Source organism: Mycobacterium sp. 852002-51152_SCH6134967 (genome assembly GCF_001667105.1).
GTDB lineage: Bacteria > Actinomycetota > Actinomycetes > Mycobacteriales > Mycobacteriaceae > Mycobacterium > Mycobacterium neumannii_A.
Window position 1 is genome coordinate 172838 of sequence record NZ_LZIK01000016.1, and the last position, 16267, is coordinate 189104.

A 16267-nucleotide genomic window follows, 5' to 3' on the forward strand; every position below is an offset into this window, starting at 1 on the left:
GCGCATTCCCGCCCAAACGTCGGTTTCGACGCTGAAGGTTGCGGCGCCGCTGGAGGTTACAGCGGGATGTTCTTGTGCCGGCCGCGGCGTGCCGGCGCCTCGGCCAGCGCCTGGGTCAACTTGCTGCGGGTGTGCGCCGGGTCGATCTTCTCGTCCACGACGCCGATGTCGATCGCGGAATCGACTCCGCCCGCGATCTTCTCGTGCTCGACGGCCAACTGCTCGTGCAGGGCCTCACGCTCGGCGAGATCTTCCACGGCGGCCAGCTTCTTCTTGTGCAGGATGCCGACCGCGGCCTTGGCGCCCATGACGGCGACCTCGGCATCCGGCCATGCGTAGACCTTCGTCGCACCCAGCGAGCGCGAGTTCATCGCGATGTAGGCGCCGCCGTAGATCTTGCGCGTCACCAGCGTGACCCGCGGGACCGAGCACTCGCCGAACGCGTGCAGCAGCTTGGCTCCGCGCCGCACGACGCCGCCCCACTCCTGATCCACGCCGGGCAGGTAACCGGGAACGTCGACAACGTTGATGATCGGAATCCCGAACGCGTCGCACAGGCGCACGAATCGCGCTGCCTTCTCGGCACTTTCGGAATTCAGGCAGCCGCCGAGACGCAGCGGGTTGTTGGCGATGACGCCGACGGAGCGGCCGGACAACCGACCGAGACCGATGACGATCGACGGGGCCCACTTGGCCTGGAACTCCTCGAACGGCACGCCCTCGTCCAACAATGCCTCGACGAGCGGGTGCACGTCGTAGGCGCGTCGCGCCGACTCCGGCAGCAGCGCGTGCAGGTCGGTGTCGCCCGCTTCGGCCTTGGCCCGGTCGAAATGGCCCTGCTGGCAGAACAATCCGACCAGCCGGCGGCCGCGCTCGTAGGCGTCGAGCTCGTCGTCGGCGACGATGTGGCACACGCCGGACTTCTTATGGTGGGTGTCCGGGCCGCCGAGGCTCGCCATGTCGACGTCCTCGCCGGTGACGCTGCGCACCACGTCGGGTCCGGTGACGAACACCCGGCTCTCCGGCGCCATCACGATCACGTCGGTGAGGGCGGGTCCGTAGGCCGCACCGCCGGCAGCGAAGCCGACGACGACCGAGATCTGCGGGACGTAGCCGGACGCCCGGATCATCGCCTCGAACACCAGGCCGACCGCGTGCAGCGCCTTGACGCCCTCGGCGAGGCGGGCGCCGCCGGAGTGCCAGATGCCCACGATCGGGCTCTGCTCCTCGATGGCCTGGTCGTAGGCGTCGACGATATGGGCACAGCCCTCGACGCCCATGGCCCCGCCCATGACGGTGCCGTCGGTGCAGAACGCGATGGTGCGCAGCCCGTTGACGGTTCCGGCCGCGGCGAGAACGCCCGAACGGTCGCGCTCGTGGAGCAGTTCGACACTGCCGTCGTCGAAGAAGGTGCTCAGACGCAGCAGCGGGTCACGAGGGTCGAGCGATTCGCCGACTGTCTCGGGCGCCATGGTCGTCATTCAATACCTCCTGTTGCGCTGGATCCCGGGGAGTGTCAGTACTTCCCGAAAGCGAGCGCGACGTTGTGCCCACCGAATCCGAACGAGTTGTTGATCGCGTACTGGTAATTGCCTGACCGCGGTTCACCGGCTACCACGTCCAGATCGATCTCCGGGTCGAGATTTCGCAGGTTCAGCGTCGGCGGAATGATGCCTTCGCGCAACGCCATAACGGTCAGGATGGACTCCACGGCACCGACCGCGCCAACCGAGTGGCCGAGCGCCGCCTTGGGTGCGTACACCGCAGGCTTGTGGCCGCCCATCGCGTTGTTGATCGCCTTGCCCTCGGCCACATCGCCGACGCTGGTGCCGGTGGCATGCGCGTTGACGTGGTCGATGTCAGTGGGCTGCAGCCCGGCGAGCTGGATGGCGCGCGTCATCGCGTGACCGGCCTGTTCGCCGTTCGGGTCCGGCGCCACGATGTGGTAGCCGTCCGAGGTGATGCTGGCTCCCATGATCCGAGCCAGGATGTTGGCGCCGCGGGCCTTGGCGTGCTCTTCGGTCTCGATGACCATCAGCGCACCCCCTTCGCCGAACACGAACCCGTTACGGTCCTTGTCGAACGGGCGGCATGCGCCGGCAGGGTCATCGTTGGTGGTGGACAAGACGATTCGCATCTGAGCGAAGCCGGCGATCGGCACCGCCTCGATCTTGGTCTCCACCCCGCCGCAGATCGCGATGTCCGCATCGCCGAGCACGATGTTGCGCCAGGCGTGCGCGATGCCTTCAGAACCCGATGCGCAGGCCGACACCGGAGTGACCACCCCGGCGCGGGCCTTTCGCTCCAACCCCACCGCGGCGGCAGCTGCATTGGGCATGTACATCTGCACCGCCAGCGGGGAAACCGCCTTGAGGCCCTTGGCGCGCATGTTGTCGTAGCTGAACACCAACTCCTCGGTGGAGCCCATGCCGGTGCCGACCGACACCATCAGCCGTTTGGGGTCGACCTCGGGGGTGCCCGCGTCTTCCCAGACCCGCCGGCTCAGAACCGTCGACATCTTCTGCAGATACGACAGCCGGCGCAGTTCCACCCGGGTCAACTCGTGGTCGAAGTCCTCGAGGAGATGCCCGCCGATGCGAACCGGCAGGTCATACTCCTCGACGAATGGGTCCTCGAGCCTGCGGATTCCGCTCTGGCCGTCCAGCAGCTTCTTCCAGGTGTCGTCCGCGCTGGTGGCCAGGGCCGTCGTCATGGCGATACCCGTGACGACGACGTTGGGGAAACCGTCCCCCGTGGAAAGTGCGGCTGACCCTGCCATTCCTGCCCGAAGATTCCTTCCGCTCAGTAGCGTCCGAAGGCCAGGGCGACATTGTGTCCACCGAAGCCGAACGAGTTGTTGATGGCGTACTGGTAGTCGCCATAACGAGGCTCGCCCGCAACCACATCGAGATCGATCTCAGGATCGGGCGTCTCGTAGTTGAGTGTCGGCGGGATGACGCCGTCACGCAGCGAGAGCACGGTCAGAGCTGACTCCAGCGCGCCGACCGCTCCGATGGAGTGGCCGAGCGCCGACTTCGGCGCGTAGACCGCGGCGTGCTCCACCCCAGCCGACCGGATCGCGTTGGCCTCGGCGACGTCACCGATGGACGTGGCCGTGGCGTGGGCGTTGACGTGCTGGATGTCCTGGGGATCCAGGCCCGCGGTCTCCATCGCACGCTTCATCGCCTGACCGGCGCGAAGCCCGTCGGACGCGGGCGCCACCATGTGGAAGGCATCGGACGTGATGCCCGCACCCATCAGGCGGGCCAGCGGCTTGGCACCACGAGCCTTGGCGTGCTCCTCGGTCTCGATGACCATGAGCGCACCGGCCTCGCCGAAGACGAACCCGTCGCGGTTCTTGTCGAACGGGCGCGAGGCGCCCTCGGGATCCTCGTTGTTGGTCGACATCGCGCGCATCATCGAGAACGCCGCGATCGGCAGCGCTTCGATTCCGCCCTCGACGCCGCCGACGACGGCGATGTCGGCGTCACCCATGACAATCTGACGCCAGCCGTGGGCGATGGCCTCCGAACCTGATGAGCAAGCCGAGACCGGGGTGATGACCCCGGCCCTCGCGCCCAACTGCAGACCGATCACCGCGGCCGCACCGTTCGGCATGATCATCTGCACCGCGAGCGGCGACACCTTGCGGGGGCCGCCCTCGTTCATCGCGTCGTAGGTCTCGACGATCTTCTCGCCGCCACCCAGGCCGGTGCCGACGACCACGGCGAAGCGATCCGGATCGACCTCGGGCGTACCCGCGGTCTCCCAGAGCTGGCCAGAGAGGAACTTGGCCATGCGCTGGACATACGACATCCGTCGCATGTCCAGTCGCGTCATGTGGTCGTCGATCGCGTCAACGAGGTGACCACCGATGCGGACCGGCAGGTCCCATTTGGTGACGAACTCATCCTCGAGGACGCGGATGCCGCTTTCTCCGGCCAGCAGCCCCTTCCACGTGCTCTCGATGTCCGCCGCGACCGACGTGGTCGCCGTGACGGCGGTCACGACGACGTTGGGGAAACCGCCGTTAGCAGTGGAAGGTCTACTCATGCCCGATCGGCTTCGATCTGCGCGCGGATGGCCGCGGCCGCTTCGGGGTTCTCTTCCTCGAGCTTCTGGATGTAGGTGACGACGTCACCGACGGTGCGAAGACCGGCGAGATCCTCGTCGGGGATCTTCACGCCGTACTTGTCCTCGGTCTGCACGGCGATCTCGACCATCGACAGCGAGTCGATGTCCAGGTCGTCGACAAAGCTCTTCTCAGGGGTGACCTCGGAAGGCTCGATGCCGGTGACCTCTTCGATGATCTCGGCGAGACCGGTGATGATTTCGTCCTGACTGGCGGGCACGGTGGCTCCTTCTATTTAGTGGTGTTACTTGTTGGGAATGACGATCGTTATGTGGTTGTGTCTGGCGCAGGCCTGCCTATGAGAGTTCGGCGAGCCCGTCCAGGTCAGCGGGGGACTTGACGGCATGCGTCGGCACCCCCCGAAGTTCTCTTTTCGCGATACCCGCGAGAGCCCCGGCCGGCGGGAACTCGACGATCGCGGTCACATCGAGCCGGCGCATCGTCTCGGTGCACAGATCCCAACGGACCGGGCGCGTCATCTGCGCCACCAGCTTGCTCATGGCGTCGGCAGCCGAATCCACCGGCTGGCCATCCGCGTTCGACAGTAGCGTCGTGTTCGGCTCTGTGCTCGTTACACCGTCCGCCGCGGCGGCATAACCGTCGAGGGCCGAGGCCATGTAGTGGGTGTGGAACGCACCGGCGGTCGCCAGCTTGCGCACCCGCGCCTTCTCCGGCGGATCCTCGACCAGCTTGTCCAGCGCGGCGATCGCACCGGCGGCGACGATCTGTCCGGCTGCGTTGCGGTTGGCCGGGACCAGGTCGAGCGCTTCGAGGCGGGCCAGCACATCGGCTTCCTCGCCGCCGAGCACGGCCGCCATGCCCGTGGGCTCGACCGCGCACGCCTTGGCCATCTCGGCACCCCGGGTGGCCGCTAGCTTGACTGCGTCGTCGGCGGAGATGACGCCGGCGATTGCGTAAGCGGCGATCTCGCCGACGGAGTGGCCGGCCACCACGGTCTTCTTGCCGGCGATTAAACCGCGACGGGTTAGTTCCTCATGGGCCAGCAGCGTCGCCGCGACGACGAGCGGCTGGGTCACCGCGGTGTCGGTGATCTCCTCTGCGGAGGCGGTGGTGCCCAAGCGGGCCAAGTCCAGCCCGCTGATCTCGGACCATCCGGCGAGCCGCTCGGCGGCACCGGGCAGCTCCAGCCATGCGGCGAGCATGCCGGGCGTCTGGGAGCCCTGTCCGGGCGCGAGAAGTGCAAGCACTCCTTAAGAGAACACTGTGAAGACGGGTTTGCGCGGTGTAAGAGATTATGAACCTCGTCTTATGTTTTTGTGGAGACTCTACAAAATCGCCTGTGATGCGACGCTACCGAAATCTGGCCGCGATCTACGGCTTGTCCAGCTGAGGGTTGAGCGGTGCTGGTCGCAGCGCTGAACGCGCCGGATTGATCATGTTTGCTGTGCTCGTCTGGTATGGCTGGCGGCCCAATCGGCCGACGGTGATCGCCACCCGCAGCACATAGGCGTCGCGCGGAAGCGTGGGATCCCGCCCGGTGAAGTCGGCGATTCGTCTCAGCCGGTACCGGACGGTATTTGGATGAACGAACAATTTGCGCGCGCAGGCCTCGATGGCCCCACCGGAGTCGAGATAGGCATCGAGGGTCTCCGTCAACGCCGGACCCGCGTCGGCCAGCGGCCTCATCACCTCGGTTTCCAACGCCGCGATCGCCGACACATCGCCCAGCAGTGCGCGTTCCGGGAGCAGTTCGCGCGCCGACACCGGCCGCGGCGCGCCCGACCAGCCCACGACGGCGTTCATGCCCGCGATGGCCTCGGTCGCGCTGCGGTGCGCGCTCGCCAGCGTGGTGGCGGTGGGTCCGACCACGACCGGACCCTCGGCGAACACCGTCATCATGTCGGCCAGGAACTTGTCGGTCGGGGAGAGCGCACCCGACACGATCGCGACCAGCCATGTGCCGTGCACGTCCGACAGCGCGGCGCGGCCGTTGCGCCGCACCACGTCGTGGACGTCGTCGCTGGCCAGATCGATGCGGTCGGGCTGAGGCAGCCCGACGATGACGGTGGCGGGTGCGGTGGCGTCCCAGTTCAGCGTGGCCGCTTGGGACTGCAGTTCGGGACCGACGTCGCCGCGTACCACCGCGTCGACGACGTTGGCCTCCATTCTGGTGTCCCATGCGCCGCGCGCCTCGGCCTGATCGGCGTAGGCACTGGCCGCGGCGAACGCCAGGTCGCGGCTGTAACGCAGGATGCCCGCGGTCAGCGCGGTCAGCTGCTCCTCGGAGCGGGCCAGCAGCGGCACCACTTCTTCGAAGAACTCCATGGTGACGCGCACCATCTCCACCGACTGCCGCAGCGCGATGCGCCGCCGCAGGTCCTGTGGCACCACCTCGAAGGCCTGTGCCGTGTAGCTGACGTTGCTCTGCGGGTCGCGCATCCACTCGACAAAGTTGACCACCGCGGTCTGCACGACCAGCTGGACACTGGCCCGCTGCGAGGCCTCGAGTTCGGCGAAGAACGGCAGGCGTTCCTCCATCGCGCGCACCGCTTCGGTGGCCAGTCGACCCGAATACTGCTGCAACCGGCGCAGCACCGAGTCGGGAACGGCCTCGAGGACCTCCACCGTCGACTTCGGTGGCACGAACCGGTTGTCAGGCACCTCCAAAGGCTACGCCACCGCTATGGAGGAAACCTCTAAGCGGCGGAGGTGGCTGCGCCACGCTTCCGTCCAATCGTGGCTACGCCACTTCAGGCTCAATGTCGTGGCTACGCCACTCCCGGGTCCGACGTCTGCTCGGGGGCGGCCAGCACGTCATCGATCTCGTACTTCTTGGCCGCCTCGACCGCGACGGACTTGTCGATGTTGCCGTCGCGGGCCAGTCCTTCGAGCACGGCGACCGCGATCGACTCGCCATCGGTGTTGTAGTACCGACGCGCGGCGGGGCGGGTGTCGGAGAAGCCGAACCCATCGGTCCCCAGCGTGATGTAGGTGCCGGGAACCCACGCCCGGATCTGCTCGGGGACACCGCGCATCCAGTCCGACACCGCGATGACCGGGCCTTGGGCGTCGGCGAGCACCTTGGTGATGTACGGGGTGCCCGCCGGCTGGTCCGGATGGCGCAGCCGTCGTTTCTCGATCTCGACGCCGTCGCGGTTGAGCTCGCCCCAGCTGGTCACCGACCACACGTCGGCGGCGACATCCCATTCGTCGGCGAGCAGCTCGGCGGCCTTGAGAGCCGACGGCATGGCCACGCCCGACACCAGGATCTGAGCCGCATTGGACCGCTTCTCGGGTGCGGGCTGGTAGCGGTAGATGCCGCGCAGCAGGCCCTCGACGTCGAGGCCCTCCGGCTCCGGCGGCTGGACGTAGGGCTCGTTGTAGATCGTCATATAGAAGTAGACGTTCTCGGGGTCCTCGCCGTACATCCGGCTCAGACCGCTCTCGACGATGTAGGCGATCTCGTAGGCGAACGCCGGATCGTAGGCGACGACCGCGGGGTTGGACGCGGCCAGCAGCAGCGAATGCCCGTCGGCGTGCTGAAGGCCCTCACCCACCAGCGTGGTGCGCCCCGCCGTGGCGCCGAGAAGGAAGCCTCGCGTCATCTGGTCGGCGGCCGCCCACAGGTTGTCGCCGGTGCGCTGGAATCCGAACATCGAATAGAAGATGTAGATCGGGATCATCGGCTCGTTGTGCGTCGAGTAGCACGTGCCTGCCGCGATGAAACTGGCAGAGGACCCGGCCTCGTTGATGCCCTCGTGCAGGATCTGGCCGACCTCGGATTCCTTGTAGGCCAACATCAATTCGGCGTCGACCGAGGTGTACAGCTGACCGTTGCGGTTGTAGATCTTGAGGTTGGGGAACCACGAGTCCATCCCGAACGTGCGCGCCTCGTCGGGGATGATCGGCACGATGCGCCAACCGATCTCTTTGTCGCGCAACAGTTCCTTGAATGTCCGGACCGTGGCCATCGTCGTGGCCACCTCCTGCTTGCCGGACCCCTTCTTGAGCGCCTTATAGGTGTCCCGACCCAACAGTGTCAGCGACTTGGTCTTGGTGCGACGCTCGGGCAGGAACCCGCCGAGCGCGCGCCTGCGGTCGAGCATGTAGCGGATCTCGGGTGCTTCCGGGCCGGGGTGGTAGTACGGCGGAAGGTACGGGTTCTCCTCGAGTTGCTGGTCGCTGATGGGGATGCGCTGGGCATCGCGGAAGTACTTGAGGTCTTCGAGCGCAAGCTTTTTCATCTGATGGGTGGCGTTGCGGCCCTGGAAGTGCGCGCCCAACGAGTAACCCTTGATGGTCTTGGCCAGGATGATCGTCGGTTGGCCCTTGTGCTCCATGGCGGCGCGGTAGGCGGCGTAGACCTTGCGGTAATCGTGGCCGCCGCGTTTGAGGTTCCAGATCTCGGAGTCCGACATCTTCTCGACGAGCGCCTTGGTGCGGGGATCGCGGCCGAAGAAGTGGTCGCGCACGTAGGCGCCGTCGTTGGCCTTATAGGTCTGGTAGTCACCGTCGGGTGTGCTGTTCATCAGGTTGACCAGCGCGCCGTCGCGGTCGGCATGCAGCAGCGCATCCCATTCGCGGCCCCACACCACCTTGATGACGTTCCAGCCGGCCCCGCGGAAGAACGATTCGAGCTCCTGAATGATCTTGCCGTTTCCGCGTACCGGCCCGTCGAGGCGCTGCAGGTTGCAGTTGACCACGAAGGTGAGGTTGTCCAGCCCTTCCAGCGCGGCGACGTGCGCCAGGCCCCGGCTCTCGGGTTCGTCCATCTCCCCGTCGCCGAGGAACGCCCACACGTGCTGATCGGAGGTGTCCCTGATCTCCCGGTCGTGCAGGTAGTGGTTGAACCGGGCCTGGTAGATGGCGTTCATCGGGCCCAGCCCCATGGAGACCGTTGGGAACTCCCAGAAGTCGGGCATCAGCCGCGGATGCGGGTACGACGGCAGCCCGCCGCCGGGGTGGCTGTGCTCCTGGCGGAAGCCGTCGAGTTGGTCGGCCGACAGGCGTCCTTCCAGGTACGCGCGGGCGTAAATGCCCGGTGAGGCGTGACCTTGGATGAACACGTGGTCGCCGCCGCCGGGATGCTGCTTGCCGCGGAAGAAGTGGTTGAAGCCGACCTCGTAGAGCGCGGCCGACGATGCGTATGTCGAAATATGGCCGCCGACACCGACTCCCGGCCGTTGTGCGCGGTGCACCATGATCGCGGCGTTCCACCGGATCCAGGTGCGGTAGCGGCGTTCGACGTCCTCGTCGCCGGGAAACCACGGCTCCAGCTCGGTGGGGATGGTGTTGACGTAATCGGTCGACGTCAGCGACGGGATGGCCACGCGCTGTTCGCCGGCGCGTTCGAGCAGACGCAACATCATGTAGCGTGCCCGCGCGGGGCCGGACTGTTCGAGCAGCTGATCAAACGATTCCAGCCATTCGCCGGTCTCTTCGGGATCGATGTCGGGCAGATACGACGCGACGCCTTCGCGGATCACCCTGACCCGGTCGTGTTCGGCTGCGTTGGTGGAGTTTTGGGCCAGGTCCTGGCGCGCGAACTCGGTGGTCAACTTCCGCTCCTTGGTAGGCGGTTCGGGTGCCCCCGCTCCTCGCGCAGATGTTTTCTGCGCTCGAACCGTGAGCGACGGGTTCCATCCTTCTCCCATCCTGCCCCACACGCACCGGTGGGGGTTGCCGACTGCGATGAACCGGCGGTCGCCGGAGCGACCCGGTAACGTCTGCAGCCGTGGTGATCGGTGCGCTGGTGCAAAAACCGCTGCGGATCGGCGCACTCGTGGTCGGCATCTCGGCTGCGGCCGCCATGGTCGTCGTCGGCTGCAGCAGCGTCACCGAGGGCTCCGCACAGGTGGACGCAGCCGAGGCGCCGGTGTACCGCGCGTCGGTGTCGGCCTCGCTGGCGGAGTCGGCGGCCAGTTCCAGCGCCAGGGAGTCCGAACGTCAGGCTTCGATCACCAAGGAGGCGATCCACTCCTCGTGCGAGACGCTGAGCTCCACCAGCGTCGAGGCGATCACCGCGGTCAACGCCTACGTCGATGCGTTCAACCGGAGCGCGGGGGATGTGCCCGCCAAGGCCGGGCCTGCGATCGACGCCCTGAACCACAGCGCCGACATGGTGGCGCGCTCCATCGCCGATCCGCTGGGTCCTGAGCTGACCGATGCGCTCAACGGCTGGGTGGACGCCGCCAGGGACGTGGCCACGGCGATCGCAGGTAACTACGGGCCCGACGAGTTCAACGCCGCGATCACCGCGCTCAACGACACCAAGACCACCGCGCTCAACCTCTGCGACGCCGCGTATTGACCGGGCGGATATTTGGCAAACCTTGCTGCCAGTCGCGTGCGGGTGCAGTGCTTCGTGCGACGATAGGGCGCAGGACAATCGCCTAATAGATGCCGAGCGCAACGTGCGCCCGAGCCGGCTGAAGGAGGACCGACCGTGGTCGCGGCGGATGACGCCCCGAACTACGCCCACAGACTGGGCATCCAAAAAGATCAGGTTGTACAGGAACTGGGCTGGGACGAGGACGTCGACGACGACATCCGAGCCGACATCGAGGAAGCGTGCGGCGGCGAGCTGCTCGACGAGGATGCCGACGAGGTCATCGACGTGGTGCTGCTCTGGTGGCGCGACGACGACGGGGACCTCGTGGATGCGCTGATGGACGCCATCACTCCGTTGGCCGACGACGGCGTCATCTGGGTGGTGACCCCGAAGACGGGCAAACCCGGCCACGTCCAACCGGCCGAGGTCGCCGAGTCGGCGCCCACCGCCGGCCTGATGCAGACGTCATCGGCCAACCTCGGTGACTGGATCGCCACCCGGCTGGTGCAGCCGAAGTCGAAGGCAGCGGGGAGGCGCGGATGAGCGCTTGCGCGAAGACCAGAGGGCTGCGATGACGATCGAGGTCGGCACCGAGGCACCCGATTTCACGCTCAAGGACCAGAACGGTCAGCCCGTCACGCTGAGCGATTTCCGGGGCGCCAAGAACGTACTGCTGGTGTTCTTCCCGCTGGCGTTCACCGGCATCTGCCAGGGTGAACTCGACGAGATCCGCGACCGGTTGCCCGAGTACGAGAACGACGACACCGCGACGCTGGCGATCTCGGTGGGCCCACCGCCCACGCACAAGATCTGGGCCACCCAGAGCGGCTTCACGTTCCCCGTGTTGTCGGATTTCTGGCCCCACGGAGAGGTCGCGATGGCCTACGGGGTGTTCAACCAGGACGCGGGTATCGCCAACCGCGGAACGTTCGTCGTCGACCGCGGCGGGATCGTCCGGTTCGCCGAGATGAAGGAGCCGGGGGAGGCCCGCGATCAGGCTCTGTGGACGGACGCGCTGACGGCGCTGCGCTCCGGCTGAGGTGATTTCTCGTCGCAGGTCATTGCCGTGTAACTTGCCCAGACGAGGGCGCGTAGCTCAGTGGTAGAGCTCTGGTTTTACACACCAGCGGTCGGCGGTTCGATACCGTCCGCGCCCACCGATGTTGTCCCAGTTCGAGTGCCGTTACCGTCGTGGCGGTCAACCCCCCGCTGTGCCAAGAATGTGCCAACGGGTCAGTGCCTCCGGAAGCAACGGTTCTGCCTTGGGTCGCCTTGGCGGCTGCCACGTCAGGCGGACCTGAACAGGACATGCTCCGCGATCGCGATCTGCGCTGAGCGGCTGTAGCCCTACGCCGGCTGGACACCGAACTCGAAGCAGTGTGCAACGACTTCACCGAAGCACTCGGAAACCCGCAACAGACCTCGGTATCGACTTGAGGCCCTTTGGGCACTGGCCTGGCCCCAGAATCGCATGCGGTCGTCCGTGCAAGGCTAGCCGCTCATCGCCGGCGTTCTTGAATAGTTGTCGGGTCAATACTTCGTGGCGGATCCTTGGGGGCCAGGCGTTTCCCTCGCATTTTCTTGTTGCTGCTTCCATCGCTGACGCGCGGTGCGATCAGCGTCGAGGTGCAGAGAAACAGGCGAAGGCTAGCCCCAATGATTTTTGAGACGCATTGGCAACCGTAATGTCGATCGGTGACGTACTGCATGCTGAGGAGCCGCACACGCGCCCGCTATTATGGATATCAGCGGTTATCCAAAATAAACGGCTCCGTATTCATCAGAATGAATCACGCTCTCGGCGTCGACTTCAGTTGGCGGACATATCAATTCACCAGTTCGGCGTCGGCGAGCGCCGCCCGGACGGGACCCGCTTGTGCCCCGACGAGGCAGAATGAGACACGGATTCGCCGGCTTGCGTCGCCGCCGACCGATACCAGGGCAGCGATTCCCTCGGTGTCGATGCGGTTCACCCGGGTCAGATCGAGCGCCAATAGTGCCGGCGATCGCTTCAGTTCAGTGGCCACGACCTGGCGCATCGTCGCGGTTGCTCCGCGGGCCAGCTCACCGCTCACATGTATGACGCTCTTGTTCGTCGGGGATCGCTTCACGTCGACGGTGACGGAGCAGGTTCGTGTTTGCCTTCCTTCCGCTTGATCGTTCACTTCACTGCCGGTGCGCATTTTTGTGGCATCAGTGGAATCCATTGACGGCAGTGGGATAGCGACGGAGGCTCGATGTGCACGGCGTTAACGGTGGGAAGGCGGGCTCGGCGCCACACCGGCCCGGCGGATCGAAAAACACCGTTGAGGGTAGGCACGCCCGAACAGCATGTGGGCGCGGCAAGAGCGCTCCTCCGTTGCTTCTTCCGAAGTGCGTTCCCGAGCGCGTATTGACCTGTTAGGCCGAACCGGCCCGGCGAGATTGCACCTGCGGGTCCGGTTCGCTATCACCGATGAAATGCCAACGTTAGGCGTCAGCCTGGATCTACGGACTGGAGGTAACGCGTGACCCATCCGTCGGGTATTCCGGTGTTCGAACGGTTCTTCCGCTCGGTCGCAAGCATCAACATCGACAAGAACGACTTACGTCGCTTTCGGGAGTTCGTCGACGAGCAGATCGATGACATTGCCATTGCCGGGCGCAACTCGGCCAAGTGGAACGGACGTGACGTAATCGTGGCGCAGGACCTTCCGATCACCAAAGGCATTCAGGAACGAATGCGCGAGTTCGACAAGCTCGAGGAAGCTGAGCAGATCCGCGAGCTGCTGCGCCATGTGGTGCGACAACCACCTGGGGACGTTACCTTCGCCGAGGACACCGAGCAGCTGCTGCCAGAGCTGTTCGGCGGGTTGAGCATCGCGCTGGCCCGTTCGTTTCGCGTAGTGGACCCAACGGTGTCCAACCCGTCGACTGAGCATTGGAACCGGGTGTTCACGCTATTCCGGCTGGTGTTCTGATGCTGACGGTCCCCACCGATCGTGACTGACCCCAGCGTGTGAAATTGCGGGGCTGAAATCGTCCCGGCAGTGCGAGGCGCCCGGCCGTTTCGGCGGGGCAGTCTTTGACAACATTCGCTGATGAATTGGAAGGGGAGCTGACATGACTCTGTCCGTGAAAGGTTCTGCTGGTCAGGCGCAGTGGCGCCCGTTTCGCGAGTTCGAGAATCTCTATGCGGAGATGGATCGGCTGGCGCAGTCGGTATTCGGTGGCCTCACTGGTGAGGGTGCCTGGTTGCCGGCGGCCGACGTCGTCGAGACCGACAGCGCTTATGTCATCGAAGTCGAGCTTCCGGGTGTGCGACGCGAGGACGTCGACGTCGAGCTGAACGGCGACGAGTTGGTGGTAACCGGCGAGGTGAAGGAGCGCAAGCGCGAGGGTCTGTTCCGCCGCCGGACCCGACGAGTCGGTGAGTTCGAGTTTCGCGTTACGCTGCCGGGCTACCGTCGCGACGGCGACATCGAGGCGTCGATGGCGTATGGCGTGCTGACCGTCTATGTACCGAAGGCGGAAAGCGCCAAGTCAAGCAAGATCACGGTGCGTGAGTCGGGCAACGGCTCACCCTAGACGCCCGTTGCAGCGGATCCCCGCCTAGTCATCGGGGTTCAGGAATCGCCACGCCCGCGTCGCGGCGTGCAGGTTGAACCGGGTATCGACGTTGCGGAGGTCGTGGCCGGTGAGTTCAGCGATGCGCGCCAGCCGGTAGCGCAGCGTGCTGCGATGAATGTGTAGCGCGGCGGCGGATTCGTCATAATTTCCACCGCACTCCAGGTAATCGCTCAGGGTCATCACCAGTTCGGAGTTCTTGCTGTCGTCGTAATCCAGGAGCGTGCCCAGCCATTCGCGCACGAAACTTTCGACCTCGCCGTGGCGATGGGCGGCGTCGATGAGGCGATAGAAACCGAGTTCGTCGAACGCCGCCGCGCCTTGTGGACTGACTGAGCGCAGCCGGATGCTCATGGCCCGACGGGCTTCCATGAAGGACTGTGGAAAGTCGTTGGGCACCAAGCATCGGGAGCCGACACCGATCACGCTGGTGGTCTTGCCAAGGATTTCACTGACCGCGTGGTGTAACGCCTGCGGGTCCGGGCGGCCGTCCGTGAGCAGCACAACCAGGCCCCCGTGGCGCCCTTGCAGGTAGTTCAGATGCAAGGCGGTCGCGGCGCGCCCGGCGGCGGTTGCCAGCGCGCTCTCTGCGCGACCGGCGGTTTGCATCACCACCACATGGTGCGGTCGCCGCAGGTCATGGCCCACGGCATCGGCGCGAGCGTAGGCACCGTCCCGGTCGGTGCCCGCCAACAGATCATCGACAAGATCGCGGCGCAGACTGAGCTCGATCTCAGCGACGGCTCGCTTGTGGGAAAGCTCCAGCGCCAAAACGGTGCTTCCGTAGCGCAGGGCAAGCAAGTTGTCCTCGGTCACCGTGTCTTCCGGGTCGTCCAACGCGAGGACACCGAGGATCTCGGCACGGGGTTGGACGAGTGTGAGTACTCGACGTCCGATTCGTGCCTGACCGGTCTGTGCGGCCAGCTCGTGCAGTAGGAGTTCGCGCTCGTCCGGCATCTGTTTGGGGTAGGGCTGCGGTTGCCCGGAACCGGCCCAACAGCGCAGGTTGCCGAACCGATCCTCGATACCCACCGAATGCCCCGTCAGGTCATTCAGAGCATCCGCGATACCCTGCTCGCCCATACCCGCGGCCACTGCCGCGCTCAGGGCTTCGTGCACGTTCATCTGCCGCTGAAGCCGCGTCACCGTGGTGCGGAGTTCACGGTTCGCTGCCTTCAGATCGGCGTTCAATTTTGCCAGCTTCGCCGAATCAGCGGAGTCGCGGTGGAAGATCTCGCCGGCGTTGGAGTCACCGAAAGTGAGACGCGACAACGCCACCAAACCCGCTGACGAAGCCTGTTTGTCCTGGCGTGTGCCCTGTGCCGGGCTGTGCGATTCATCGTCCATTTTGGAGCGGCCAGACTCCGCTCCTCCTCTCGAACCCACGCGGGGCCGGAGTGCCCGCCACGGCGACACCGAGGAACATTTTACCCGAAGCTGGAGTTTCCGAACCGCCTTTCCGGGTCCGAAAGTGACGACCCGGCGTCCGAAATGCAAACCCTACTCCAGTGTGGTGCTGACAGGACGAATCGGAGTCCAGATTTTCGGCTCAGCGGGAGCACGCGACAGCCGCTACGGGTTGCCAGACTACTTGTTTGGGAGCGAAATACGACGCGCATTACAGCGCGACTGCTGCCGTCCGCCGTTGTCGGCGGTTGCGTGTAACGACCTTCGCAACTTAGGAGAAGTCATGGCTTTAATGCGTATGGCCTACAGGCATAGGGGGAGTGATGGCTGACCATTCGACGGTTGCGACATCGGCGGTGCGGCCCAATGAGCCCGCCCGCCAGGTGATCGCCACCTTCGACAGTTACGCCGACGCTGAACGCGCGGTCGACTACCTGTCCGATCAGCGTTTCGAGGTAAACCGGGTGGCCATCGTGGGCCGGGACTTGGAGTACGTGGAACAGGTGCTGGGCCGGCTGAACTACGGCGGGGCGGCGCTGCGCGGTGCCGGCTCGGGCGCTCTGGTGGGCGCGCTGATCGGGTGGATCTTCGGGTTGTTCAACTGGGTCGAACCATTGATCTCGGCCCTGGTGCTGGCCGGCTACGGCTTGGTCTTCGGCGCCGTCGTGGGTGCGCTGTTCGGGCTGCTGGTGCATGCGCTGCAGCGCGGCCAACGCGATTTCCACTCCGTTAGTGGGCTGCGACCCAAGTATTACGACGTCGTCGCGGACGTGGAGGTGGCCGATCGTGCGCTGCAACTCCTCGCCGGCGGCAATCGAAAGGAATAGACG

General features: G+C 65.6%; 15 protein-coding genes and 1 tRNA gene. 7 read left to right on the forward strand and 9 right to left on the reverse strand.

The window, feature by feature from the left end:
* Positions 1–56: 56 nt before the first annotated feature.
* The 7 genes from A5790_RS05435 to aceE form a co-directional block, all read right to left on the reverse strand.
* A complete protein-coding gene (locus A5790_RS05435; RefSeq protein WP_066841749.1) occupies positions 57–1481 on the reverse strand; it encodes an acyl-CoA carboxylase subunit beta in 1425 nt (474 codons plus the stop codon).
* Positions 1482–1516: 35 nt separating this feature from the next.
* Positions 1517–2779: a 3-oxoacyl-ACP synthase KasB gene (gene kasB, locus A5790_RS05440; protein WP_066841750.1), complete on the reverse strand. Its 1263-nt coding sequence runs from the start codon at positions 2777–2779 to the stop codon at positions 1517–1519.
* Between the two features lie 23 nt (positions 2780–2802).
* Entirely contained in the window at positions 2803–4053 is a 1251-nt protein-coding gene (kasA, locus tag A5790_RS05445; RefSeq protein WP_066841751.1) for a 3-oxoacyl-ACP synthase KasA, read from the reverse strand.
* Entirely contained in the window at positions 4050–4352 is a 303-nt protein-coding gene (gene acpM / locus A5790_RS05450) for a meromycolate extension acyl carrier protein AcpM (RefSeq protein WP_064394089.1), read from the reverse strand. Before acpM ends, kasA begins: the two co-directional genes overlap by 4 nt.
* A gap of 76 nt (positions 4353–4428) precedes the next feature.
* Positions 4429–5340: an ACP S-malonyltransferase gene (locus A5790_RS05455; protein WP_082961586.1), complete on the reverse strand. Its 912-nt coding sequence runs from the start codon at positions 5338–5340 to the stop codon at positions 4429–4431.
* 124 nt (positions 5341–5464) lie between these two features.
* Entirely contained in the window at positions 5465–6754 is a 1290-nt protein-coding gene (locus A5790_RS05460; RefSeq protein WP_066841753.1) for a CdaR family transcriptional regulator, read from the reverse strand.
* Between the two features lie 107 nt (positions 6755–6861).
* Positions 6862–9651: a pyruvate dehydrogenase (acetyl-transferring), homodimeric type gene (gene aceE / locus A5790_RS05465; RefSeq protein WP_066841754.1), complete on the reverse strand. Its 2790-nt coding sequence runs from the start codon at positions 9649–9651 to the stop codon at positions 6862–6864.
* A 251-nt stretch (positions 9652–9902) separates the two neighbouring features.
* Between aceE and A5790_RS05470 the strand changes: the two genes are divergently transcribed.
* The 4 genes from A5790_RS05470 (at position 9903) to A5790_RS05485 (ending at position 11581) form a co-directional block, all read left to right on the forward strand.
* On the forward strand, positions 9903–10403 hold the full coding sequence (locus tag A5790_RS05470) for a hypothetical protein (RefSeq protein WP_066841822.1): 501 nt from the start codon (positions 9903–9905) through the stop codon (positions 10401–10403).
* A 135-nt stretch (positions 10404–10538) separates the two neighbouring features.
* On the forward strand, positions 10539–10967 hold the full coding sequence (locus tag A5790_RS05475) for a DUF3052 domain-containing protein (RefSeq protein WP_064347257.1): 429 nt from the start codon (positions 10539–10541) through the stop codon (positions 10965–10967).
* A 28-nt stretch (positions 10968–10995) separates the two neighbouring features.
* On the forward strand, positions 10996–11463 hold the full coding sequence (locus A5790_RS05480) for a peroxiredoxin (RefSeq protein WP_066841755.1): 468 nt from the start codon (positions 10996–10998) through the stop codon (positions 11461–11463).
* A 46-nt stretch (positions 11464–11509) separates the two neighbouring features.
* A tRNA-Val gene (locus tag A5790_RS05485) sits at positions 11510–11581 on the forward strand.
* Between the two features lie 669 nt (positions 11582–12250).
* Here A5790_RS05485 and A5790_RS26140 read toward each other — a convergent pair.
* Positions 12251–12607 carry an STAS domain-containing protein gene (locus tag A5790_RS26140; RefSeq protein WP_231987604.1) on the reverse strand — a complete coding sequence of 119 codons (357 nt, stop codon included), beginning with the start codon at positions 12605–12607 and terminating at the stop codon, positions 12251–12253.
* 324 nt (positions 12608–12931) lie between these two features.
* Here A5790_RS26140 and A5790_RS05495 point away from each other — a divergent pair, with 324 nt between their 5' ends.
* Together A5790_RS05495 and A5790_RS05500 are read left to right on the forward strand one after the other, a co-directional pair.
* The gene (locus A5790_RS05495; RefSeq protein ID WP_066841756.1) at positions 12932–13384 is read left to right on the forward strand and encodes a DUF1931 family protein; all 453 of its coding nucleotides are present in this window, start codon (positions 12932–12934) and stop codon (positions 13382–13384) included.
* Between the two features lie 142 nt (positions 13385–13526).
* Positions 13527–13991 carry an Hsp20/alpha crystallin family protein gene (locus A5790_RS05500; RefSeq protein WP_066841757.1) on the forward strand — a complete coding sequence of 155 codons (465 nt, stop codon included), beginning with the start codon at positions 13527–13529 and terminating at the stop codon, positions 13989–13991.
* Positions 13992–14015: 24 nt separating this feature from the next.
* On the opposite strand, the gene A5790_RS05505 is transcribed toward A5790_RS05500, so the two are convergent.
* On the reverse strand, positions 14016–15377 hold the full coding sequence (locus A5790_RS05505) for a CdaR family transcriptional regulator (RefSeq protein ID WP_082961587.1): 1362 nt from the start codon (positions 15375–15377) through the stop codon (positions 14016–14018).
* 383 nt (positions 15378–15760) lie between these two features.
* Here A5790_RS05505 and A5790_RS05510 point away from each other — a divergent pair, with 383 nt between their 5' ends.
* On the forward strand, positions 15761–16264 hold the full coding sequence (locus A5790_RS05510; protein WP_066841758.1) for a general stress protein: 504 nt from the start codon (positions 15761–15763) through the stop codon (positions 16262–16264).
* The last annotated feature ends 3 nt before the right edge of the window (positions 16265–16267 follow it).